19 protein-coding genes are annotated in these 23,950 nt (G+C 70.5%); 8 read left to right on the top strand and 11 right to left on the bottom strand.

The window, feature by feature from the left end; genetic code table 11:
• Window positions 1–7: 7 nt before the first annotated feature.
• Window positions 8–928: a diaminopimelate epimerase gene (dapF, locus tag ACQ7HM_RS19665; protein ID WP_434217914.1), complete on the top strand. Its 921-nt coding sequence runs from the start codon at window positions 8–10 to the stop codon at window positions 926–928.
• 248 nt (window positions 929–1,176) lie between these two features.
• Complete coding sequence (hflX, locus tag ACQ7HM_RS19660) at window positions 1,177–2,583, top strand: GTPase HflX (RefSeq protein ID WP_434217987.1); 1,407 nt, start codon at window positions 1,177–1,179, stop codon at window positions 2,581–2,583.
• A gap of 104 nt (window positions 2,584–2,687) precedes the next feature.
• Here the strand turns inward: hflX and ACQ7HM_RS19655 are convergent, their stop codons facing one another.
• From ACQ7HM_RS19655 to ACQ7HM_RS19640, 4 genes are all read right to left on the bottom strand, one after another.
• A complete protein-coding gene (locus ACQ7HM_RS19655; RefSeq protein WP_045822527.1) occupies window positions 2,688–2,948 on the bottom strand; it encodes an HPr family phosphocarrier protein in 261 nt (86 codons plus the stop codon).
• A 54-nt stretch (window positions 2,949–3,002) separates the two neighbouring features.
• Window positions 3,003–5,135 (bottom strand): PTS fructose transporter subunit IIABC, encoded by a 2,133-nt coding sequence (locus ACQ7HM_RS19650; protein ID WP_434217913.1) that lies wholly within the window; start codon window positions 5,133–5,135, stop codon window positions 3,003–3,005.
• A 102-nt stretch (window positions 5,136–5,237) separates the two neighbouring features.
• The gene (locus ACQ7HM_RS19645) at window positions 5,238–6,212 is read right to left on the bottom strand and encodes a 1-phosphofructokinase family hexose kinase (protein ID WP_434217912.1); all 975 of its coding nucleotides are present in this window, start codon (window positions 6,210–6,212) and stop codon (window positions 5,238–5,240) included.
• Window positions 6,209–6,976, bottom strand: a complete 768-nt coding sequence (locus ACQ7HM_RS19640) for a DeoR/GlpR family DNA-binding transcription regulator (protein ID WP_434217911.1) — start codon at window positions 6,974–6,976, stop codon at window positions 6,209–6,211. The genes ACQ7HM_RS19645 and ACQ7HM_RS19640 overlap by 4 nt, the downstream gene beginning before the upstream one ends.
• 195 nt (window positions 6,977–7,171) lie before the next feature.
• Here ACQ7HM_RS19640 and ACQ7HM_RS19635 point away from each other — a divergent pair, with 195 nt between their 5' ends.
• Window positions 7,172–8,911 carry a phosphoenolpyruvate--protein phosphotransferase gene (locus ACQ7HM_RS19635; protein ID WP_434217910.1) on the top strand — a complete coding sequence of 580 codons (1,740 nt, stop codon included), beginning with the start codon at window positions 7,172–7,174 and terminating at the stop codon, window positions 8,909–8,911.
• Between the two features lie 22 nt (window positions 8,912–8,933).
• On the opposite strand, the gene ACQ7HM_RS19630 is transcribed toward ACQ7HM_RS19635, so the two are convergent.
• Window positions 8,934–9,797 (bottom strand): SDR family NAD(P)-dependent oxidoreductase, encoded by an 864-nt coding sequence (locus ACQ7HM_RS19630; protein ID WP_434217909.1) that lies wholly within the window; start codon window positions 9,795–9,797, stop codon window positions 8,934–8,936.
• An 86-nt stretch (window positions 9,798–9,883) separates the two neighbouring features.
• Window positions 9,884–10,564, bottom strand: a complete 681-nt coding sequence (gene lexA / locus ACQ7HM_RS19625; protein WP_434217908.1) for a transcriptional repressor LexA — start codon at window positions 10,562–10,564, stop codon at window positions 9,884–9,886.
• Window positions 10,565–10,767: 203 nt separating this feature from the next.
• Here lexA and ACQ7HM_RS19620 point away from each other — a divergent pair, with 203 nt between their 5' ends.
• On the top strand, window positions 10,768–11,259 hold the full coding sequence (locus ACQ7HM_RS19620) for a LysM peptidoglycan-binding domain-containing protein (protein ID WP_434217907.1): 492 nt from the start codon (window positions 10,768–10,770) through the stop codon (window positions 11,257–11,259).
• Window positions 11,260–11,382: 123 nt separating this feature from the next.
• On the top strand, window positions 11,383–11,883 hold the full coding sequence (gene nrdR, locus ACQ7HM_RS19615) for a transcriptional regulator NrdR (RefSeq protein WP_434217906.1): 501 nt from the start codon (window positions 11,383–11,385) through the stop codon (window positions 11,881–11,883).
• Here nrdR and hrpA read toward each other — a convergent pair.
• Window positions 11,821–15,864 carry an ATP-dependent RNA helicase HrpA gene (hrpA, locus tag ACQ7HM_RS19610; RefSeq protein ID WP_434217905.1) on the bottom strand — a complete coding sequence of 1,348 codons (4,044 nt, stop codon included), beginning with the start codon at window positions 15,862–15,864 and terminating at the stop codon, window positions 11,821–11,823. The two genes, nrdR and hrpA, sit on opposite strands and share 63 nt — an antisense overlap.
• Window positions 15,865–15,982: 118 nt before the next feature.
• On the opposite strand from hrpA, the gene ACQ7HM_RS19605 reads away from it, so the two are divergent.
• A complete protein-coding gene (locus ACQ7HM_RS19605; RefSeq protein ID WP_434217904.1) occupies window positions 15,983–17,218 on the top strand; it encodes an aspartate aminotransferase family protein in 1,236 nt (411 codons plus the stop codon).
• Between the two features lie 15 nt (window positions 17,219–17,233).
• On the opposite strand, the gene ACQ7HM_RS19600 is transcribed toward ACQ7HM_RS19605, so the two are convergent.
• The 4 genes from ACQ7HM_RS19600 to ACQ7HM_RS19585 are packed head-to-tail and all read right to left on the bottom strand — an operon-like array spanning window position 17,234 to window position 21,949.
• Window positions 17,234–17,680 (bottom strand): MarR family winged helix-turn-helix transcriptional regulator, encoded by a 447-nt coding sequence (locus ACQ7HM_RS19600; protein ID WP_434217903.1) that lies wholly within the window; start codon window positions 17,678–17,680, stop codon window positions 17,234–17,236.
• The gene (locus tag ACQ7HM_RS19595) at window positions 17,677–18,348 is read right to left on the bottom strand and encodes a DJ-1/PfpI family protein (RefSeq protein WP_434217902.1); all 672 of its coding nucleotides are present in this window, start codon (window positions 18,346–18,348) and stop codon (window positions 17,677–17,679) included. The genes ACQ7HM_RS19600 and ACQ7HM_RS19595 overlap by 4 nt, the downstream gene beginning before the upstream one ends.
• Window positions 18,349–18,398: 50 nt before the next feature.
• Window positions 18,399–20,933, bottom strand: a complete 2,535-nt coding sequence (locus ACQ7HM_RS19590; RefSeq protein ID WP_434217986.1) for a DEAD/DEAH box helicase — start codon at window positions 20,931–20,933, stop codon at window positions 18,399–18,401.
• Window positions 20,933–21,949 carry a proteasome assembly chaperone family protein gene (locus tag ACQ7HM_RS19585; protein ID WP_434217901.1) on the bottom strand — a complete coding sequence of 339 codons (1,017 nt, stop codon included), beginning with the start codon at window positions 21,947–21,949 and terminating at the stop codon, window positions 20,933–20,935. The genes ACQ7HM_RS19590 and ACQ7HM_RS19585 overlap by 1 nt, the downstream gene beginning before the upstream one ends.
• A gap of 261 nt (window positions 21,950–22,210) precedes the next feature.
• On the opposite strand from ACQ7HM_RS19585, the gene ACQ7HM_RS19580 reads away from it, so the two are divergent.
• On the top strand, window positions 22,211–23,299 hold the full coding sequence (locus tag ACQ7HM_RS19580) for an S-(hydroxymethyl)mycothiol dehydrogenase (protein WP_434217900.1): 1,089 nt from the start codon (window positions 22,211–22,213) through the stop codon (window positions 23,297–23,299).
• Entirely contained in the window at window positions 23,296–23,922 is a 627-nt protein-coding gene (locus ACQ7HM_RS19575) for an MBL fold metallo-hydrolase (protein ID WP_434217899.1), read from the top strand. Before ACQ7HM_RS19580 ends, ACQ7HM_RS19575 begins: the two co-directional genes overlap by 4 nt.
• The last annotated feature ends 28 nt before the right edge of the window (window positions 23,923–23,950 follow it).

The following is a 23,950-nucleotide window of genomic DNA, read 5'->3' as shown; positions in this document are numbered from 1 at the left end:
TGGGCCTATGGCAGCAGACGTCGAGATCGAGGGCATCGAGTTCCTCAAGGGGCACGGCACCCAGAACGACTTCGTGCTGCTGCCCGACGCCGACGCCCGCCTCGACCTCACCGCCGACCTCGTGGTCGCCCTGTGCGACCGTCGGCGCGGCATCGGCGCCGACGGCGTGCTGCGTGTCGCGCGTGCCGACGCCCTCTGCGTGACCGGGGCGCTCGACGAGCTGCCCGTGGGCGTCGGGACCCGCGACTGGTTCATGGACTACCGCAACGCCGACGGATCCGTCGCCGAGATGTGCGGCAACGGCGTCCGGGTGTTCGCCCACCACCTCGTCGCCGCCGGACTGGTCGACGGACCCGACTTCGTCGTCGGGTCGCGCGCGGGTGCACGGGCGGTGCACGTCACCGACGCCGACGTCACCACCGCGACGGTCACCGTGGAGATGGGACCCGTCACCGTGGGCGTCGAGAGCAAGGCGACGCTGGGCGATCTCACCGTCGCCGGGGTCGCCGTCGACGTCGGCAACCCGCATCTCGCCTGTGTCGTACCCGATCTCGACCTCGCCGCCCTCGACGCGATCGACCTCGCCTCGGGCGCGCGATTCGACACCGACGTCTTCCCGGCCGGGGTCAACATCGAGATCATCACCCCGCCCCGCAAGGGCGCCGTCGCGATGCGCGTCCTCGAACGCGGTGTGGGTGAGACGCGCAGCTGCGGGACCGGCACCGTCGCGGCCGCGGCGGCCGCGCTGCTCGCGTCGACCGGGAATCAGTGGGGCAGCATCGACGTTGACGTACCCGGTGGGCGAGTGACCGTCCGTCTCGAGGCCGACGCCGCCTACCTGACCGGTCCGTCTGTACTCGTCGGCTCCGGAGTCCTGCGCCCCGGTTGGGACCGGGCCTCGACCCCACCCCGGGCCGCCGCCCGGTGACGTCCTCGCGAGAAGCCGACCCGCGCCTCGACGACCGCGCCCCGACCGACGAAAAATCGGATGCGCGGGGCACCCGATCCGTGAGATCACTGACACCACACGCCGAACACGCCGCGGCGCCGGACCACGGACCTGATCTCGACCACCGAGTTCACGACACAGAGGAGAACACCTTCTTCACCGACACGAACACGATCGACCACACCGACGAGACCGACACGTTCGGCGACACGGACCGGACCGCCGGCATCACCGAGCAGTTCCGGCGGCGCACGCCGACCACCGGTGAGCTGCAGCGCGACGAGCGATCGTCGTTGCAGCGCGTACCGGGACTGTCGACCGAACTCACCGACGTCACCGAGGTCGAGTACCGCCAGCTCCGCCTCGAGCGGGTCGTGCTGGTCGGGGTGTGGACCGACGGCAGCGCCTCCACCGCGCAGGCGCGGATGGCGGAGTTGGCCGCACTCGCCGAGACCGCGGGATCGGAGATCCTCGACGCGGTCATGCAGCGACGCGACCGCCCCGACCCCGCGACGTACATCGGGTCGGGCAAGGCGCACGAGCTGCGTGAGGTGGTGTTGGCGACCGGCGCCGACACGGTGATCTGCGACGGCGAACTGACGCCCGCGCAGCTCAACGCGCTGGAGAAGGTGGTGAAGGTCAAGGTCATCGACCGCACCGCCCTGATCCTCGACATCTTCGCCCAGCACGCCACCTCCCGCGAGGGCAAGGCCCAGGTCGCGCTGGCGCAGATGGAGTACATGATCCCGCGGCTGCGCGGCTGGGGTGAGTCGATGTCCCGTCAGGCCGGCGGCCGGGCGGGCAGCAACGGCGGCGTGGGCCTGCGCGGTCCCGGTGAGACGAAGATCGAGACCGACCGACGTCGCATCCGCGAGCGGATGGCCAAGTTGCGTCGCGAGATCCGCGGGATGAAGACGGCGCGCACGGTGTCGCGCAGCGGCCGTCGCCGGTCGTCGGTGCCTGCGGTGACCATCGCCGGGTACACCAACGCCGGCAAGTCCAGCCTCATCAACGCCATGACCGGATCGGGGGTGCTGGTCCAGAACGCCCTGTTCGCGACCCTTGATCCGACGACCCGTCGCGCCACGCTCGACGACGGGCGCGAGGTCGTCTTCACCGACACCGTCGGGTTCGTGCGACACCTGCCCACGCAGCTGGTCGAGGCGTTCCGGTCGACCCTCGAGGAGGTCGTCGATGCCGATCTGGTGCTGCATGTCGTCGACGCATCCGATCCGCTGCCGATGGAGCAGATCTCCACGGTGCGCACCGTGATCGACGAGGTCGTGCGCAGCGAGAAGGCGACGGCACCGCCGGAGATATTGGTGGTCAACAAGATCGACGCCGCCGACCCGCTCACCCTCGCGGCGCTGCGCGGCGAGTTCTCCGACGCCGTCTTCGTCTCGGCGATCACCGGCGAGGGGCTCGAGGAGCTGTTCGACCGCGTGCGCGACGTCATCGGACGCGACGACGTGGAGATGTCGGTGCTCGTGCCGTACTCCCGCGGCGATCTCGTCTCGCGTATCCACGCCCACGGCGACGTCCTCGAGACCGAACACCGTGACGACGGGACCCTCATGCGGGTGAAGGTCCCGGCCGCGCTGGCCGGCGGCCTCGTCGACATCGCCTGGCGCTGAGTTCGAGCAGGTACACGCAACAGACGACGGCCGGTGGGATGTCCCACCGGCCGTCGTCTGTTCACAGCTGAGTCACACGGCCTACCCGGTGCTCACCGGCTCGCTCACTCGGCGTCGAGATCCTTGCCGACCAGCCCGGCGATCTCGTCGAGCGTGGCCTGATCGTCGGCGCTGACCACGACCTGGGTGCCCTTCTCGGCGCCGAGGGTCATGATCATCAGCGCCGAACCGGCGTCCACAGGCTCGCCGCCCTCGACGGCCAGGGTTACCGCCGAGCCGGCCGCGGCTACGGCCTCGGCGATGATCGTGGCGGGACGGGCGTGGAGGCCGACGGCGGACCCGACTGCGATGGTGGTGCTGGGCATGTTCAGTTCCTTCTGTGGGGTGGTGACGGGTGGGAAGCGATCACGGGACGGGGATCAGGCGGGCACCGGTGCGCCGAGGGCGACCTCGGAGGTCGCGACGACCGGCTTGGACCGCATCTGCTTGGCCGCGACCACGAGGACCGCTCCGACGATCGTGCCCGCGGCGAGCGAGATCAGGAAGCCCAGCACGTTGCTCATCGCGAAGAACACGAAGATGCCGCCGTGGGGGGCCCGCAGACCGACGTCGAACGCCATGGTCAGAGCGCCGGTGACGGCGCCGCCGGCCATCATCGAGGGGATCACGCGCAGCGGGTCGGCCGCGGCGAACGGGATCGCGCCCTCGGAGATGAACGACGCACCGAGCAGCCAGGCCGCCTTGCCGTTCTCCCGCTCGGGCTCGGTGAAGAGCTTCGGACGGATGGTGGTCGCCAGCGCCATGGCCAGCGGCGGCACCATGCCCGCGCACATCACCGTCGCCATGATCCGAAGATCGGCCGAGCCGCCGATCGCCAGTCCCTGCACGGCGAACGCGTAGGCCGCCTTGTTGACCGGGCCGCCGAGGTCGAAACACATCATCAGGCCGAGGATGATGCCGAGGATGATGACCGAGCTGCCCGACATCGACGAGAGTGCGTCCTGCAGTGAGGTGGTGATCCACTTCAGCGGGCGTCCGAGCACCATGAACATCAACGCACCGGTGATCAGTGTGGCCAGCAGCGGGATGATGACGACGGGCATGAGTCCGCGCGCCCACTGCGGCAACGGGATCCGGCTGATCCACAGGGCCACGAATCCGGCGATGAGACCGCCCACCAGGCCACCGATGAAACCGGCGCCGACCACCGACGCGATGTAGCCGGCGGTGAAACCCGGTGCGAGACCCGGACGGTCGGCGATAGCGAAAGCGATGTAGCCGGCGAGCGCGGGGACCAGGAAGAAGAACGCCAGGGACCCGATCTCGAAGAACACCCCGCCGAGGTACTGCGCGAACCCGCCCGAGGGCAGGTTGGTGAGGCTGTTGCTGAGCGCGATGGTGGCACCGAGCGGATCGGTGGCACCGTTGGGCTTGAGCGCCATCTCGTAGCCGCCGAGCAGGAAGCCCAGCGCGATGAGCAGGCCGCCCGCGGCGACGAACGGGATCATGTAGCTGACGCCGGTCAGCAGGATCTGCCGGGTGCGGGTGCCCCAGCCGAGCTCACTCGACCCGGCCGACGCGCCGGCATCGGCCGCGGCGGCCGAGCCGCCCACGCGCTTGGCGTTCGGGTTCTTCGCCGCGGCGACGGCCTCGGCGATCATGGTGTCGGGCTCGTTGATCGCCCGCTTGGTGCCCGATTCGATGACGGGCTTGCCGGCGAAACGCTCCCGGCCCTTCACGCCCACATCGGTGGCGAAGATGACGGCGTCGGCGCGGGCGATGACTGCGGGGTCGATGGCCGTGGTCTTCGACGATCCCTGGGTCTCGACGACGAAATCCACATCGGCGCGCTGTGCGGCGTAGGTGAGGGCGTCGGCGGCCATGTAGGTGTGCGCGATACCCGTCGGGCACGCCGTGATGGCCACGACCGTGGTCGCGGCGGCCGAACCACCGGCGGCGGGCGGGGTGGTGCCTGCCGCGGTCGCCGTCGACGCCGCCGGAGAGGTCGAGGCGGAGGGGGCGGTGCCCGTCGCGGCCTTCGGCGCGGCCGGGGTGACGACCTCGGACACCAGATCGACCACGGCGGCGGCGTCGGAGGCGGCCCGCAGCTTCGCGACGAAATCGGGGCGGACGAGTGCCCGCGCCAGAGCGCTGAGCAGCTTCATGTGCTCGGATCCGCCCGAGGAGGGGGCCGAGATGAGGAACACCAGATCGGCCGGGGCGTCGGTGGCGCCGAAGTCGACCGGCGGCGCGAGGCGGGCGAAGGCCAGGCTCGCGCGCACCGCGGACTCGGTGCGGCAGTGCGGGATCGCGATACCGCCGGGCAGGCCGGTGGCCGACTGGGCCTCGCGCGCCATCGCCGCGCTCACCAGCGTGTCGGCGTCGGTGGCCCGGCCGCTGCGGACGAGGAGGTCGGCAAGGTAGGTGATCACCGCCTGGTTGTCCGATCCGGCAGCGACGTCGAGGGCCACGGTGGCGGCCTCGATGATCTGCGGTGGATCGGCGGATTCGGTCGCCCCGGTCGGAGCGGTGCCGATGTGGGTGTCGGACATCGTTGTGCCTTTTCTCGGTGGGAGCCTCCACGGTGGAGGCTGATCGATTTCTGGGTGTTCGTCAGAGCCGGTGGTCGGGTCGGGGGATGCGGCGCGGAGGCCTCACACCGCGTGGGGTGTGGCCACCTCGCTCACGCGCACCGCGGACAGTGCGAGGTCGGTGGGTCGGGGAGGTTGGGTTCCGGCCAGGGCCGCCGCCGCCGACCCGTAGGCGACGGCTCGGCGCAGCGCCTCGGCCGGGGCCGCATCGTCGGCGGTGGCGAGCAGGTAGCCGGCGAGCGTCGCGTCACCGGCGCCGACGGTGCTCACGGGGACCATGGGCGGGGGAGTGGCACGCCACGCACCGGCCTCGGTCACCAGCATCGCGCCAGCCGCGCCCAGGGTCGCGAGGACGGCGCACCCGGCGAGGTCGTGCAGGGCGCGTGCCGCGTCGTGCGTGGGACCGAGATCGCCTGCGTCGGCAGCCTGTTCGAGCGTGGCGAGGTCTGCGCCGGTGATCTCGCACAGTTCCTCGCTGTTGGGCTTGAGCAGATCCACCGACACGGCCGGCATGGCCGCGCGTACCGCGCTCAGCGGCGCTCCGGAGGTGTCCACTGCGACCCGACAGGGCAGCGACGACAGCCGGTCGGCGAGATCGGCGTACCAGTCGTCGGGCACCCCCGGCGGCAGCGATCCACACAGCGCCACCCAGGTCGCGCGCGTCGCCGATTCGAGGACCAGTCGGGTCATCTCGGCGAGCTCGGCCGGTGACATCACCGCACCGGGCAGGTTGAGCTTGGTGGTGGTGCCATCGGGTTCGGTGATGGTCAGGTTGCTGCGCACATCGACGGCGACCTCGACGGTGCGGTGATCGAGTCCCACGGCATCGAGTCCGACGAGCAGGGGATCACCGGCGCGTGCGGGCAGGATCGCGGTCGTCGTCGCGCCGGCCATCTGCACGGCGCGGGAGACGTTGACGCCCTTGCCGCCGGGCTCGACACGTGCGTCGGCGGCGCGGGTGACCGATCCACGGACCAGCGCGCCGGGCAGCACGATGGTGCGGTCGACGCTGGGGTTGGCGGTGACGGTGACGATCATGCGATCACGACCTCGACGCCGCGGGCGGACAGCTCGGCGGAGAAGACGGGGTCGATGCCGTCGTCGGTGATGAGGACGTCCACCTGCTCGAGGCCGGCGAAGCGGGTCATGTCCTCGGCGCCGAGTTTGGACGAATCAGCCAGCACTACAACGCGGTTGGCCGCAGCGATCATGGCCGACTTCACCGCCCCCTCGTCGGGGTCGGGGGTGGACAACCCGTGCCGCTCGGTGATGCCGTTGGTGCCGATGAACGCGACGTCGACACGGAACGCGGCGAGCGCGGTGATGGGTGCCGGCCCGACCGCGGCCTGGGTGAGCCCGCGGATGCGGCCGCCGAGGAAATGCAGCTGCGCTCCGGGGTGATCGGCGACCGACGCCGCGACGGGTAGAGAGTTGGTGAACACGGTGAGACCGCGGTCGCGCGGCAGTCGGGCTGCGGCCTGCACGGTGGTGGTGCCTGCGTCGATCACGAGGCTGCCGCCGTCGGACGGCACGAAGCGGCATGCGGCCGTGCCGATGCGCTCCTTCTCGTCGGGATGGGCATCGGCACGCTCGGCGACCCCGAGTTCGGTGACCCGCACGGCGTCGACCGGGACGGCGCCCCCGTGCACGCGGCGGAGGAATCCGGCCCGCTCGAGCGACGCGAGATCACGACGCACGGTCTCGCTGGTGACATCGAATTCCTCGGCCAGCGCGGTCACCGACGCGCGACCGTGGGCGAGTACCTGGTCGGCGATGGCCTGCTGTCGCTCTTCGGCGTACACGCGTCCCCGTTTCGGTTGGAATGTGTGGCTTTGAATGTTGATATCGTTGTGTTTACGCCTGGATATGTTGACAAGTCAAGCTTTTCTTGTAATTTGAGTCACAGAGCAACACCGCAATGACAATCACCTCGTCGCGAGTCCCCCGGGACGTCTCGGCGGATGATCGGCCGAGACGCAACGATCGATAGGCACCCCATGGCTCCCCACGCGACAGCGAACGACCTCTCCACGGTGGACGTGACCACGTCCACCGACCCCGCGGCTCCGACGGTCCTCACCGGGACACCGGTGGTGTCCGGGGTGGCCTTCGCGCCGGTGATGTGGCCGGGTGAGCGACCCGCGCTTCCCGGCCCGGGAACCCCGCCGGCGGATGTCGAGGCCGAGTGCGCGCGGTTCGTCGCCGCGGCGGCGGCCGTCGCCGACCGTCTACGCGCCCGTGCCTCGGCGGGCACCGGTGTGGCGTCGGAGGTCCTCTCGGCCACCGCGGCGCTCGCGCAGGACCGCGGCTGGATCTCCTCGGCGGAGAAGCTCATCCGCGCCGGATCGCCCGCCCCGAACGCGGCGGTCGACGCCACCGAGCAGTTCGTCGCCCTGTTCACCAAGCTCGGTGGTCTGATGGCCGAGCGCGTGACGGATCTGCTCGACGTCCGAGACCGGGTGCTCGCCGAACTCGCGGGCGATCCCGAACCCGGTCTGGCCCAGCCCGACCACGAGGTCATCCTCTTCGCCGACGACCTCGCCCCCGCCGACACCTCCGGGCTCGACCCCGCCCTCGTGCGCGGCCTGGCCACTCGTCTGGGCGGACCGACCAGTCACACCGCGATCATCGCCCGGCAGTTGGGGATCCCCTGCGTCGTCGCCGTCGGCGCGCTGACGTCGGTGGCCGCGGGCACCCCGGTCATGCTCGACGGCGAGGCGGGCACCGTCACCGTCGGCCCCGATGCCGAAGCCGCCCGCGATGCCGTCGCGCGCTCCCGCGACGCAGCCGAGCTGGTGTCACGGTGGAGCGGACCGGGACGTACCGCAGACGGTCTCGACGTGTCGATCCTCGCCAACGTCCAGGACGGCGTGTCCGCCCGCGCGGCCACCGACTTCCCGGTGCAGGGAGTCGGTCTGTTCCGGACCGAGCTCGCCTTCCTCGATCGGGCGAAGGAGCCCGACGCCGCCGAGCAGACAGCGCTCTACCGCGAGGTCATCGAGGCGTTCGTGCCGACCGCGGGGGAGCCCGACGCCAAGATCGTGATCCGCACCCTCGACGCCGGCTCCGACAAGCCACTGCTGTTCGCCGACAACGGAACCGAGGCCAACCCCGCCCTCGGTGTGCGTGGTCTGCGCGTGGCCTTCGGCAATCCCGGTCTGCTCGACCGGCAACTCGACGCCATCGCGGCCGCCGCCGAGGCGACCGGGTCGTCCCCGTGGGTGATGGCGCCGATGGTGGCCACCGCGACCGAGGCGCGCGACTTCGCGGCGAAGGTGCGCAACCGCGGCCTCGTCGCCGGCGTGATGATCGAGATCCCCTCGGCCGCACTGTTGGCGCCGTCGATCCTCGCCGAGGTCGACTTCGTGTCGATCGGCACCAACGACCTCACGCAGTACACGATGGCGGCCGACCGCATGTCCGCCGAACTGGCCTACCTCACCGATCCGTGGCAGCCTGCCGTTCTCGCGCTGATCCACATGGTCGCCTCGGCGGGCTCGGCGACGGGCAAACCGGTCGGTGTGTGTGGCGAGGCCGCCGCCGACCCCCTGCTCGCCTGCGTGCTGGTGGGCATGGGCGTCACGTCACTGTCGAGTGCGCCCGCGGCCGCGGCCGGGGTGGGCGCCGCGCTCGGCCAGGTCACCACCGAGCAGTGCCGGGCCGCGGCCAGGGCGGCCCTGGCGACCGCGGATCCCGCAGACGCGCGCGTCGCCGCCGCGGCGGCCCTCCACGGCTGATCACGTCGCGGATCGGCTGACCTCACCGCCGGTGCGCGCGGTCCTCCACCTCGCGGACGAGGCCGATCATGGTCGTGTCGCGCTGCAGCGCGGCGTCGGAGAGCGGGTTGACGATGCCGCGCAGCGCAGCCACCGGGATCCACCGCCGCGGGACCTGGATCCGGGGTGACCTGGTCTCGATGCCGTCGGCGACCGCGAGCCCCACACGGCGGGGCTTGATCGGTGTGAGGAGCGGCCGCGGGAACGCCCGCTTGATCAATGCGGTGGCGAGCTCGTCCTTGCCGAAGGCGACGTCGGCGATGGGCGTGGCGACCCATCCCGGGTACAGCACCCCGGCCGTCGCACCATGGGCCGCCAGCTCGCTTCGCAACGCCCGACCGATCTGCTCCACGGCAGCCTTCGACGCCGCGTAGGGCGCATTCACCATGCCGTTGAGGTAGGCGTACGTCGACGAGGTGATCAGGACGTGGCCGCGCGCCTCGATGATGTGCGGCAGCGCCGCGCGCACGGTGTTCCAGACGCCCATCAGGTTCACGCCGATGACCCGCTCGAACACGCCGTCGGCCACGCTGGCAACGGTGTCGGCCGAATCCCCGCTGGAGATACCGGCATTGGCGAACACCACATCGATCCGGCCCCACCGATCCACGGCGCGATCGACCGCGTCGGAGAGATCCGCCGGGACCGTGACGTCGGCTTGCGCGGCGAGCACGCGTTCGGGGTCGAGTCCGCGCACGGCGTCGTCGACAGCCGACTGCACGAGGTCGAGTGCGACCACCCGGGCCCCGCGACGATGCACCTCGCGGACGACCTCACGTCCGATGCCGCCGGCGGCACCGGTCACCACGACCACTGCCCCGTCGAGGACCAATCGCTGTGCGCCCATCACGTCTCCTGTCGTCCACCCCGAGCGGGGGAACCAGTGTGACACGCGGCGTGGTCAGATGGCTTCTGCGGGGTGTGGGCGGGCGATCAGAGGCGACGCATGACGGTGACGACCTTGCCGAGGATGGCCGCCTCGTCACCGGGGATGGGGTCGAACTGTGGGTTGTGGGGCATGAGCCACACGTGTCCGTCAGTGCGTTTGAAGGTCTTCACCGTGGCCTCGCCGTCGATCATGGCCGCGACGATGTCGCCGTTGTCGGCGACGTTCTGCTGGCGGACGACCACCCAGTCGCCGTCGCAGATGGCGGCGTCGATCATCGACTCGCCGACCACGCGGAGGAGGAAGAGCGCGCCGTCGCCGACGAGTTCGCGGGGGAGCGGGAACACCTCTTCCACCGCCTCCTCGGCGAGGATGGGCCCGCCGGCCGCGATCCGACCGAGCACCGGGACGAAGGTCGGCGTCGGGAGCGACAGTGCGTCGGAGCCGCCGCCGTCGCCGGGATCGGCGTCCTGGACGTTCACCGCGCGGGGGCGGTTCGCGTCGCGTTTGAGGAAGCCCTTGCGTTCCAGGGTGCGCAGCTGGTGGGCGACCGACGACGTGGAGTTGAGGCCGACCGCGTCGCCGATCTCACGGATGCTCGGGGGATAACCGCGCTCGCGGACCGACGCACGGATGACCTCGAGGACCTTCGCCTGCCGGGGGGTCAGATCGGCCTCGCTGATCGGGCCGTCGGCGAACTCGGTGGTGGTGACGGTGGTGTCGGACACGGTGTCCCTCCTGTCGCGGCCCCGCTCCCGACCGGTCTGTTCGAACGGTTCGGACGACGCGCGGACCTGCTGTCACCTGGGACAGTAGTGCAGCGGATAACAACTTTCAAACATTTGTTCGACCGTGTCGGGACATTGTCGGAGCCGCGTGATACAAATCGAACACACGTTCACTCGAACGTCTGGTCGATGAGGAGCACGTCATGAATCAGACTCTCACGCGTCACAGCAGCACCACCGCCCACACGGGGTACCGCCCCTCCGGGAGCACCGTCGAGCGCGCGCCGCGGCCGGCGCAGCGCCCTGTGCCCGCTCGCCGGCGGCCCTCGGGTCGGCCGGTCGATGCACGCCCCGCCGGTGTGCTGTGCGCCGACGGACGTCGTCACGCGCCGGTGTCGCGTCGGCCCGCACCCATCGGATGGGGCGCGGCGATCGTCGCCGGCATCGCTCTCGCGGTCGCCGTGTGGGCGGTCGTGCTCGGCGGATCGGCCGCCACCGAGTCGACGGCCGCCCCCATCGCCGGGACCTCGGTCGTCCACGTCCGCGGCGGGGAGTCGTTGGGTGAGCTCGCCGCGCGCGTCGCCCCGGACCGGTCGACGTCCGCCGTGGTCGCCGACATCAAGGAGCTCAACCACATGAGCGGATCGGCGCTGACCGCCGGCCAACCGCTGCTCGCCCCCCTCTACCGGAACTGACCGGTGTGTGACGCTCGACCCGGGTCGGTATCCTCGCGACCGTGGGTCCACCTCGGACCCTGTGACGCCACGGGGCTCGTCCTCGACGCGCGTCGCCCGCGGATCAGGTTCGAGGACACGTCGATGCACTGCCCCTTCTGCAAGCACGAGGACACCCGAGTGGTCGACTCGCGGGTTGCCGACGAGGGACAGGCCATCCGCCGCCGCCGTTCGTGCTCGAACTGCGGTCGCCGGTTCACCACCGTCGAGAGTGCGGTGCTCGCCGTCGTGAAACGCAACGGGGTCACCGAGCCGTTCAGTCGGGAGAAGGTGATGCTCGGCGTGCGCCGCGCCTGCCAGGGCCGCGCTGTCGACGAGGACCGGTTGCGGCTTCTGGCCCAGCAGGTCGAGGACGCCGTGCGTGCCTCCGGATCGGCCGAGATCCCCAGCAACGAGGTCGGATTGGCCATTCTGGGACCCCTGCGCGAGCTCGACGAGGTCGCTTACCTTCGCTTCGCCTCGGTGTACCGGTCGTTCGAATCGGTCGACGATTTCCAGCGCGAGATCGACGACCTGCGGGCGTCACCGTCGCGCGCCGCCACCGCCTCCGTCGGTGCCGCCGGCGAGCCCGTCGATCGCCCGTAGGATCCGCTGCTCCGACACCGGGTAGGCGGGTCTGATCCGCTCGGCGAACAGCCCGATGCGTAGCTCCTCCACCATCCAGTGGATCTGCTCCCCGAGGGCGACGCGCCGTGCCGGTGTCGCCCGCTCGACCACCTCCGCCCACCGGTCGAGAACACGATCCAGCGTTTCCATGGACCGCGCATCGGTCGCCGTCGCGGCGGGCAGTCTGCCCAGCCGCACCAGGATGGCGTCGAGGTACACCGCCACACGCGCTCGGTGTTCGGCATCGGTGGCGCCGATGAACCCGTCGAACACCAGATCGTCGAGTTGTCGGGTCACATCGTCGACGGCCGGAGCCGCACCGAGCCGATCGAGCTCGGCGCGGATCGGCGCGACACGGGTCAACACATCGGCCGCGGCCGCGAGGGCGGCACGGGCCACCGACGGGGCGTCACGAGCGACGGCGGCCCGTAACGCCGCGAAAGCCGCCGGGTCGCGCACCTGTGCGGTCGGCCCCGTGAGATCGCCGATCGCCGCCCGCGTGCAATCGCGCAGCAGGTCGTCGATCGAGCGGTAGGGACTCTGCGACAACGCCAGGCGCGCCGCGACCGGCAACTGACCGGCCGCCGAGGGCTTGAGCGCGGGGATCGAGATCTCGAGCAGGCGTCGGATGGCGCGGTGCGTCTGCCGTTGCGCCTCGGCTGCCGTGGTCGCGACAGCACGTACGACACCACCGTCGACCACCATCAGGTAGGGATGACTCGTGACCTGCTGACCGGCAACGGTTTCGACGACCGATGAGGCGATGGTGCCGATGCCGGCGGCCGTCCACTCGGTGATCGGTGTCGGCGTGGGGGCCGTGGACCCAGCACCCCGGAGCGCGCGGGAACCACCGCCGGACGGCACCGACGGACCGGAGCCCCCGACGAGTTCGCGGAGTCCGGCGAGCGACTCGGCGGTGGCGACGACCGATCCGTCGTCGGCGACCGCCGCGTACGTCATCCGCAGGTGGCGCGGCAGTGCCGCCGGATCGAAATCGTTCGGTGACACCGCGACCCCGGTCTGGCGACCGACCTCCCGGGCCAGCCCGACCGCGACCGGTTCGCTACGAGGGGTGAGCGCCGCCATCGCCGCGGCCCCGACATCGGCGGCGGGACCCAGGCGACGCCGCACCGATTTCGGCAGACTCCGCACCATCGCCACGGCGAGCTCGGTACGCAACCCCGGGACCAGCCAGTCGAAACCCGACGGACGGACCCGTGGCAGCAGTGCGAGGGGGATGTGGACGGTCACCCCGTCCCGTTCGGCGCCGGGGGAGAACTGATAGGTCAGGTCGAGACGCGCCTCACCCTGCTGCCAGTGATCGGGGAACTCGGTCGCTGACACCGCGTCGGGGTCGGCCACCGTGTCGGGGGTGAGGTCGAGAAGGTCGGGCTTCTCGCGACGAGCGGACTTCCACCAGGTGTCGAAGTGCGCCGCGGACACGACCTCCTGACCGATGCGTTGGTCGTAGAAGTCGAAGAGCTGGTCGTCATCGATGACCAGGTCGCCGCGGCGGGCACGGTGCTCGAGATCACGGGCGTCGGAGAGCATCTGGCGGTTGCGCTCGAAGAAGGGATGCCGCGTGCGCCAGTCGCCCTCGACCAGCGCGTGCCGGATGAACAGGTCCCGCGACGTCTCCGGGTCGACGCGCCCGAACGGCACGGCGCGATGCGCGACGAGCGGCACGCCGTAGAGCGTGACCCGCTCGTAGGCCATCGCCGAACCCCGTTTCGACGACCAGTGCGGCTCGCTGTAGGAGCGTTTGACCAACGGTCCGGCGATCTTCTCGGCCCACTCGGGCTCGATCCCGGCGACCGTGCGGGCGAACAGTCGCGAGGTCTCCACGACCTCACCGGCCATCACGAACCGGGGCGGTTTCTTGGCCAACGGAGAGCCCGGGAACACCACGAACCGCGTGCCGCGCGCGCCGAGGAACTCGCGGGTGTCGCCGTCGCGGACACCGATGTGCCCGAGGAGGCCGGCGAGCAGCGACTGGTGCACCGCGGTGGGCGAGGCGTCGGAGGTGTTGGGGGTCCATCCCTTGTCGGCGGTGATGCGCTCGAGCTGTCGGACCAGCTCCCGCCATTCGCGAATCCGGAGCCAGTGCAGGAACTCGCGTTCGCATCGTTTGCGGAACTGGTTGTTCGACAGCTCGTCCCGCATCTGCTCGAGGTGTCGCCACAGCGCGAGGATCGACAGGAAATCCGATCCTGCCACCGCGAATCGCGCATGGGACTCGTCGGCCGCCTGACGCTTCTCGGTGGGACGTTCGCGGACATCGGGTAACGACAACGCCGCGACGATGACGAGCACCTCGGCCAGCGCGCCGTTCTCGTGCGCCGCGACCACCATCCGCGCCCAGCGCGGATCGATCGGCAGGTCGGCGATGTCGCGCCCGACCTTCGTCAGACCGCGGCGGGTGCCGGTCCCGTCGACGGCGCCGAGCTCCTCGAGCAGGCCGATGCCGTCGCGGATCGAGCGGGCATCGGGCGCCTCGACGAACGGGAAGTCGGTGATGTCGCCGAGGTTGAGGGCGGTCATCGTGAGGATGACCGATGCGAGGTTGGTGCGCAGGATCTCCGGTTCGGTGAACTCGGGGCGGCCCTCGAAGTCGTCCTCGGAGTACAGACGGATGCAGATGCCGTCGGCGACGCGTCCACAGCGACCCGCCCGCTGCCGGGCGCTGGCCTGGGAGACGGGCTCGATCGGCAGCCGCTGCACCTTCGTGCGCAACGAGTACCGGGAGATGCGCGCGGTGCCGACATCGACCACGTAACGGATGCCGGGCACGGTGAGCGAGGTCTCGGCGACGTTCGTGGACAACACGATCCGTCGACGGTCCGACGTCGAGAACACCTTCTGCTGATCGCCGGTGGACAGTCGTGAGAAGAGCGGGAGGATGTCGACACGGTCGTCGAGGCGGCGCCTCAGTGCGTCGGCGGTGTCGCGGATCTCGCGCTCGGTGGCCAGGAACACGAGGATGTCTCCGGGACCGGCGCGGGTGAGCTCTCCGACGGCGGCCTCGATCGCGGCGATCTGATCGATGTCGTCGTGGTCGTCGTCCTCCTCGCCGGCGGCATCGCGCGGGCGGTAGCGGATCTCGACCGGGTAGGTGCGGCCGGACACCGAGATGACCGGGACCGGGTGCTCCGGTGTGCCGAAGTGTTCGGCGAATCGCCCGGGGTCGATCGTCGCCGAGGTGATCACGACCTTGAGGTCGGGTCGACGGGGCAACAGTTGTCTGAGGAAGCCGAGGATGAAATCGATGTTGAGGCTGCGTTCGTGCGCCTCGTCGATGATGAGGGTGTCGTAGGCCAGCAGCAGCGGATCGCGTCCGATCTCGCGCAGCAGGATGCCGTCGGTCATCACCTTCACGAGGGTGTCGGCGCCGGACCGGTCGTCGAATCGCACGGCGAATCCGACGGCGGCGCCCAGATCGGTGTCGGTCTCCTCGGCGATCCGGGTCGCGACCGCCCGCGCGGCGATCCGGCGTGGCTGCGTGTGACCGATCGCGCCCCTCACGCCGCGGCCCAGGTCCAGACAGATCTTCGGCAGCTGGGTGGTCTTGCCCGATCCGGTCTCGCCGGCGACGACCACGACCTGGTGGGTCGCGATCGCGGCCGCGATCTCGTCGCGCGCCCCCGAGATCGGCAACTCGTCGGGGTAGGTCAGCTCGGGGACGAGCGCAGCCCGCCGCGCCAGGCGTGCTCGCGCGGCGTCGACCGAACCGGCCAGACGGTGGCGGGACCGGTCGTCGCGGGCGTCGGCCACCCGCCGCCGCAACCGGTGGGCGTCGACGATCGACACCTCGTTCTCGTCGAGTGTGGGGAGCGCGGCGACGTCGGTGACGCGCGGCTCGGACGCCCCGGTCGTCGCGTCGGTGCGCGGACCCCGGGGACCGCTGCGGCGGCGACGTGCCGACCTGCCGTCGGTCGAGCCTGTGCGAGGGGGTCGGGACATGATGTCTCCTACGATATTCGTTCCCGCGCGGTCGAGCCCCGCCCCGTACATGCGGCACCGCACGACGCAAGGGGATGTGGCCCCGCCGCACCGATGGCCGACAGGCATGATGGGCCCCATGACGTCGACGCTGTGGCATGGGTTCGCCGACATGGGGGCGGTCAGCTCCTCCGGTCCGTTCGCGATCGCACGGGGTTCGGGGGTGTACATCTGGGACACCGACGACAACCGCTACATCGACTCGACCGCGGGACTGTGGTTCACCAACGTCGGCCACGGTCGCACCGAGATCGCCGACGCGGTGGCACGCCAGCTCGGGACGCTGGCGCACTACTCCGGATTCGGTGACGTCGCGCCCGCGGTGACGATCGAACTCGCCGAGCGGCTCGGCGCGATCGCCCCGATCGCGGGCAGCAAGGTCTTCTTCACCTCCGGTGGCAGCGACTCGATCGACACCGCGGCGAAGCTCGCCCGTCGGTACTGGCACGAGATTGGCCGGCCGGACAAGAAGCTCATCATCGGGCGCACGAAGGCCTACCACGGCATGCACGTCGCCGGTACGGCGTTGTCGGGGCTGCCCCCGAACCGCGAGGGCTACGGCACCCTGATGGAGGACGCCGCCACCGTCGAGTGGGACGACGCCAAGAGCCTGCTCGGACTCCTCGAACGCGTCGGCCCCGACTCGGTGGCCGCGTTCTTCTGCGAACCCGTCATCGGAGCGGGCGGCATCTACCCCCCGCCGGACGGGTATCTCGCCGAGGTGCGACAGATCTGCCGCGACCACGACGTGCTGTTCGTCGCCGACGAGGTCGTCACTGGCTTCGGGCGCATCGGCGGATCCTGGTTCGCCTCACAACGTTTCGATCTCCAGCCCGACATGATGGCCACCGCGAAGGGGCTGACGTCGGGTTATGTGCCCATGGGGGCGGTGTTCGTCGCCCCCCACATCGCCGAGCCGTTCTTCTCCGGCGGCGTGTGGTGGCGTCACGGCTACACCTACGGTGGCCACGCCGGTGCGGCCGCGGCCGCCATGGCCAACCTCGACATCATCGAACGCGAAGGGCTGCTCGACGAGGCGCGACGACTCGAGTCGGATCTGCACACCGCCCTCGCACCCCTGGCCGAGCACTCCGTGGTGTCGGAGGTGCGCAGCGGTGTCGGCGCCGTGGCGGCGGTGCAGTTGGCCGATCCCGCTCAGGGTCCGGCCGCGGTCACCGCGCTGCGCCGCCACGGGGTCAGCGGACGTGCGGCCGGCGCGGGTGCGCTGCAGATCTCGCCCGCGTTCGTGATGACCACCGAGCAGACCCGCGAGCTCGCGCACCGCGTGTCCGACGGGCTCGACGAGCTCGCCTGAGATCGCCGGCTCCGCTCAGGTCTGCAGCTCGATCGCGTCGAGTGCCGCCGACAGCGTGCGGAGACCGTCGACGATGGTCTCCCACCGTTGCCCGCCCACCTCGTCGGTGAGTCGACCTGCTGCACGCGCGTGACCGGGGGAGATGCGCGTCATGGCAGCCCGACCGTCGACGGTGGGGGTGACGAGCTTGGCCCGGCGATGTGCAGGGTTGGGGAGGTACTCGATCAGGCCGTCGCGGGCCAGGAGATCGGCGGTGCGTTGCACGCTCTGTCGGGTGATGCCCATGTCTCGCGCGATCTGCGACACCGGCAAGGCCTCGTCGACCACCGCGCCGAGGACCTGCCACCGCGTCGCGGTCAGCCCGGCGGGCGCCGCGAGATCCTCCGCCAGAGCGAGGAACTGGCCGTTGAGCCGGAACGCCAGCAGAGCGGTGTCGCTGAGGAGACGCTGCGGATGCGTCACGCGGGTGTCGCCATCAGGCGCGGGTAGGCCGTCGGGTCGTGGTTCTCGTAGAGGTCGAACCACGCGTCGAGCGTCTCGGGTCGGTAGAGGCCGAGCCGTTCGATCACGGCCCGCGCGAAGTGGACCGGGGCGATGCCGCTCGCGGTGATCAGGTCACCGTCGGTCACCGCGAGGTCGTCGACGTAGAACTCGGCGCCCCGGTATCCGGGCTGTGCGTCGAGGTACTCGGCCGCGTTGCTGGTGTGGGCGCGTCGATCGAGCACGCCGTGTCGCGCGAGCGCCGACGTGGCCCCGCAGATCGCCGCGACCGGGGTGCCGGCGTCGAGGAGCCGCGCCGCCAGTTCGGCCCACGGTGTGCCGTAGCCGTCGGCGAAGAGCTGCGCGCCGGGGAGGATCAGAGCCGCGGTGGCCGTCTCGTCGATGTCGGCCACGGTGATGTCGGGGACGACCCGCACGCCACCCATTGTCCGCACGGGTGCATCCGTCAGCCCGACGGTGACCACGGTGAACCGACCGGGGTCGGTCTGGTGCGCGGCGGAGTTGATGTGTGCGGTGGCGAGGCCGAACTCCCAGTCGGCGAGTGTGTCGTAGACGGCGAGGAGGACGGGACGCGGTGGGGTGCTGATGGCAACTCCTGACGTGGGGACCGAGTGACAACACACTGTCATTATGACAGCACACTGTCAATCACGGTGCGACGATCCCGCCCGTGGAGTCCTCAGCCCGCGACGACCTCGACATCGCGGATCACGGGCTGACCGTCGGACGCCGCGCCGTCGGTGCCCTCGGGATGACCGTCGGCGTCGGGCAGGTCGACCAGCGCGGTGATGGCCCACCCGTGGTCGCCCTCGGGATCGTCGAGTGTCTGGCGGACGCGCCACGGTTGCTCGGACGTGTCGAGGGTGAACAGCTGCGGGCTGCGCGCGTCGGGACCCATCCCGACCTCGTCGTACTCGTCGAAGTAGTCGTCGACGTCGTCGCGCCACTCGACGTCGGGGTGTCGGCGGTACAGGGACGCGAGGTCGCGGCGCGCGAAGGCCGAGACCAACGCGAACATGTGGTTGCGCACCCCGACGCGGACCGCGCGCAGGTTCGGCCCGGCCGTCGGCGGCGCGGGCGCACGGTCGTCTCCGGTGTCGTCGGGGTGGGTCAGCTGCTCCCACTCGTCGATGAGACTCGAGTCGACCCGTCGGACGAGATCGCCGAGCCATGCGACGAGGTCGTCGAGTTCGGGGGTGTGCAGCGCGGTGGGCAGCCCGTGCCGCGCCGAGCGGTACACGTCGGTGAGGTAACGCAGCACCACCCCCTCGCTGCGAGCGAGCTTGTAGGCGCCGACGAAATCGGTGAAACCCATGGCGCTCTCGACCATCTCGCGCACGATCGATTTCGGCGCCGGGGGAGTTCCCGACACCCACGGGTGGCCGCGCCGGTACATCTCGAAGGCGGCGTCGAGCATGTCGGCGAGCGGCTTCGGGTGGTCGATCTCCTCGAGCAGCTCCATCCGCTCCTCGTACTCGATGCCGTCGGCCTTCATCTCGGCGATGGCGACGTCGCGGGCGGCCGAGCGCTGCGCCCGCAGCACCTGCCGCGGGTCCTCCACGATCGACTCGATCACCGACAGGGCGTCGAGCGCGTAGCCGGGGTCGGCGGGGTCGAGGAGTTCGAGAGCGGCGATCGCGAACGACGACAACGGATTCGACAGGGCGAAGTTGGCAGGGAGGTCGGCGGTGAGCCGGACGGTCTTGCCGCCCGGGGTGTCGGAGGGTTCGGCGGTCCACGGATCGATCGGTTCCACCAGTCCGGCGGTGAGCAGCCCGCGGTAGATCTCGATGGCGCGCAGGATGTGTCGTCGCTGCCGTTCTCGCGGCTCGTGGTTGCACTCCAGGAGGTGGCGCATGGCGGTGAAACAGTTGGCGGGACGTGCGATCACGTCGATCACCATCGAGGTCGACACCCGGAAGTGCGACCGCAGCGGCTCCGGCGGTGCGGCGATGAGTCGTTCGAAGGTGGGCTCGCCCCACGAGACGAAGCCCTCGGGGGCCTTCTTCCGCTGGATCTTCTTGAGCTTCTTCGGGTCGTCGCCCGCGCGGGCCGTCGCTCGGGCGTTCTCGACGTCGTGTTCGGGCGCCTGGGCCACCACGTAGCCGCGATCGTCGTAGCCCGCACGGCCTGCCCGGCCCACGATCTGGTGGAACTCGCGCGCCTGCAGATGACGGGTGCGGACGCCGTCGTACTTGGTCAGACCGGTCAGCAGCACCGTGCGGATGGGGACGTTGATACCGACGCCGAGGGTGTCGGTGCCGGCGACCACCCGCAGGAGTCCCTGCTGCGCAAGCCGTTCGACGAGACGGCGATAGCGGGGCAGCATCCCGGCGTGGTGGACGCCTATCCCCGCGCGCACCAGTTTCGACAGCGTCGAACCGAAGCCCGCGGAGAACCGGAAGTCGCCGATCTCGGCGGCGATCGCGTCGCGCTGTTCGCGGGTGATGATCTTCGCGCTCAGCAGGGCCTGTGCGCGTTCGACGGCCGACTGCTGGGTGAAGTGCACGACGTAGACCGGGGCGCGGTCGGCCTCGATGAGTCGCTCGATGGTCTCGTGCACCGCGGTGAGCACGTAGCTGTAGTCCAGGGGGACCGGTCGCTGGGTGCCGCTGATGTCGGCGGTCGGCCGACCGGTGCGTTCGGTGAGATCGTCGACGAAGAAGGTGACGTCGCCCAACGTCGCAGACATCAGCAGGAACTGGGCGTGGGGCAGTTCGATGAGCGGCACCTGCCACGCCCAGCCGCGTTCGGTGTCGCCGTAGTAGTGGAACTCGTCCATCACCACCAGGCCGACGTCGGCCTCGGCGCCGGTGCGCAGGGCGAGGTTCGCCAGCACCTCCGCGGTGGCGCAGATGATCGGCGCACCCGGGTTCACCGTGGCGTCGCCGGTCATCATGCCGACCTTCTCGGCCCCGAACTGCGCGCAGAGGTCGAAGAACTTCTCGCTCACCAACGCCTTGATCGGGGCGGTGTAGAAGGTGCGTTGACCGCGACCGAGGGCGAAGTAGGCGGCACCGGTGGCGACGAGCGACTTGCCCGAACCGGTGGGCGTGGACAGCACCACGTTCGCGCCGGACGCGAGTTCGATCAGCGCCTCCTCCTGCGCGGGGTAGAACGTGATCCCGCGCGCGGAGACCCACTCACCGAGTGTGTCGAAGAGGTCGTCGGCGTCGGCGGACGCCGGGGTGGGGAGGGTGGCCGACTCGGCGATCAGACACCGTCTCCGGTCGGCGGCGTCGCATCGGGGCTGCTGCCGGGACCGTCGTGGTCGTCGGGCAGCTCGCGACGCGCGCCGTCGGTGTCGACGTCGTCGGCCGCGGTCTGATCGGCCAGGAAGGCCTCGAGCTCGGCGCCCAGTTCATCGCCGCTGGGCAGCGATTCGTCGGCGGCGAGCAGCGATGCCTTCTCCGTCTGCGACGTGGTGAACGCGTCGTACTGGCTCTCCAACGCCGACACGACCGACTCGACCTCGGCGTTGCCCTCCACCTCGGAGTCGATCTGCACGCGCACCTTCGCCGCGGCGTTCTCGAGGGCGGCGACCGGGAGATCGAGTCCGGTGACGGTGGCCAGCGACTCGATGAGCATTGCCGACGCCCCCGGGTACTGCGCCTGCGACAGGTAGTGCGGCACATGCACCGACAGACCGGCCGTCGGGTAGCCGTGCTCGGCGAGACGCAACTCGACGAGCATCGACGCGCTCGCCGGGATCTTCAGCGGGCTACCCCAGCGGGGCAGGTCACCGAGCAACGAGGCGTCCGATCCGTGCGCGGTGATCGTCGACGGTCGGGTGTGCGGGATCGCCATCGGGATGGCGTTGAGGCCCACGACGGATGACACGTTGAAGTGGTCGCTCAGACCGCGTACGGCCTCGACGAAACGCTCCCATCGCAGGTCGGGCTCGTTTCCTGCCAGCAGGAGGAACGGGCGTCCGCCGTTGTCACGGATCGCGTGGATGGTCAGCTCCGGCATGTCGACGTCGGTGAACTCCTGACCCGAGAACGTCATGGTGGGTCGACGCGACCGGTAGTCGATGAGTTCGTCGGCGGAGAACGTCGCGACCAGCTCCGACTCGAGGCTGTCGCGCAGGTGCTCGGCGGCCAGCGCGACGGCGTGTCCGGCGTCGGCGAACCCCTCCATCGCGTGCACCAGCACCGGGCCCGTGCCCTCCTCGCCCGCGACCTGGGGCACGGGGAACTCGAGCTCGTACAGCGTGGACTTCTCGTCCATGGGTGTCCTCCTGTGATCGCGACGGCGAGGGCTCCACCCTCGGTCGCATCTGTCCATTGTCGCTCATCCCGGCGGTGGGGGTCACCATCGTGCCGACCGGCGGGATGGGCGGATGCCGGTGTCCCCAGCGTCAACGACCGGGGCACCACCGGCGATTCCCACAGGGCGTGTGCGGCGCCGATCGCGTGTCGTCGATCACTCATGCCAAGATCGGCATGAGAGCACGAACACGACATCCACCGACGAAGGGTCAGACGTTCCATGCCACAGCAGGTGCGAGGGGTAGTCGCGAAGAGCAAGGGTGCACCGACCGAGGTCGTCACCATCACGCTGCCCGATCCCGGACCCCGGGACGTCGTCGTCGCGATCGCGGCGTGCGGCGTGTGTCACACCGACCTCGCCTACCGCGAGGGCGGCATCAACGACGAGTACCCGTTCCTGCTCGGCCACGAGGCCGCCGGGACCGTGGAGCAGATCGGCGACGAGGTGACACACGTGGCCGTCGGCGACTACGTCGTCCTCAACTGGCGCGCGGTGTGCGGCCAGTGCCGCGCCTGTAAGCGCGGACGTCCCTGGTACTGCTTCGACACCCACAACGCCAGTGCCCCCATGACCCTGGAGGACGGCACCGAGCTGACGCCCGCGCTCGGCATCGGCGCGTTCGCCGACAAGACCCTCGTCCACGAGGGACAGTGCACGAAGGTCGACCCCGAGGCCGATCCCGCTGTCGCCGGGCTGCTGGGCTGCGGCGTGATGGCCGGACTCGGCGCGGCCATGAACACCGGCCACGTCGAACGCGGCGACAGCGTCGCGGTGATCGGATGCGGCGGCGTGGGCGACGCCGCCATCGCCGGCGCCCGCCTCGCCGGGGCGTCGACGATCATCGCCGTCGACCGGGACGCCCGCAAACTCGCCTGGGCGACCGATCTCGGGGCCACCCACACCATCGACGGGTCGGAGGTCGACGACGTCGTCGCCGCGATCCAGGAACTCACCGACGGCAACGGCGCCGACGTGGTGATCGACGCGGTCGGTCGCCCCGAGACCTACGAGACCGCCTTCTACGCACGTGATCTCGCCGGCACGGTGGTCCTCGTCGGTGTCCCGAACCCCGAGATGCGGCTCGAACTGCCGCTGGTCGACTTCTTCTCGCGCGGCGGGTCCCTGAAATCGTCCTGGTACGGCGACTGCCTGCCCGAGCGCGACTTCCCGATGCTCGTCGATCTCTACCGGCAGGGACGCCTGCCGCTCGAGAAGTTCGTTTCCGAACGGATCTCGCTCGACGACATCGAGTCGGCGTTCCACAAGATGGAGTCCGGCGACGTCCTGCGTTCGGTGGTCGTGCTGTGACCTTCCGCATCGATCACGTCGTCACGTCGGGGAAGTTCGAACTCGACGGCGGCAGTTGGGATGTCGACAACAACATCTGGCTCGTCGGCGACGACCACGAGGTCGTGATCATCGACGCGGCGCACTCGGCCGAACCGATCATCGAGGCCGTCGCGGGCCGGACCGTGCGGGCCATCGTCGCCACCCACGGCCACAACGACCACATCACCGTCGCCCCGGAGCTGTCGGAGCGTCTCGACGCACCGGTCCTGCTCCACCCCGGCGACGACATGCTCTGGCGTGAGACCCATCCCGACGCCGCGCACGGCGACATCGAGGACCGGCAACGAATCCCGGTCGCGGGGACCGAGCTGGTGCTCATCAACACACCCGGGCACTCGCCGGGGTCGTGCTGCCTGTACCTGCCCGAGGCGGCGGTGCTGTTCAGCGGCGACACCCTGTTCTCCGGGGGCCCCGGCGCCACCGGACGCTCGTTCTCGAGTTTCCCGACGATCATCGAGTCCATCCGGGAGCGGATCTTCACCCTCGACCCGGGCACCGAGGTACGGACCGGGCACGGCGACTCGACGTCGGTCGGCGTGGAGGCCCCGCACCTCGAGGAGTGGATCGCCCGCGGCAGCTGACGCCGACGTCGTGTCGGTCCGCGGGTGC

Origin of the sequence: Williamsia sp. MIQD14, from assembly GCF_051025635.1 — a bacterium.
Lineage (GTDB): Bacteria > Actinomycetota > Actinomycetes > Mycobacteriales > Mycobacteriaceae > Williamsia_A.
This window is presented reverse-complemented; position numbering and strand designations above follow the sequence as displayed.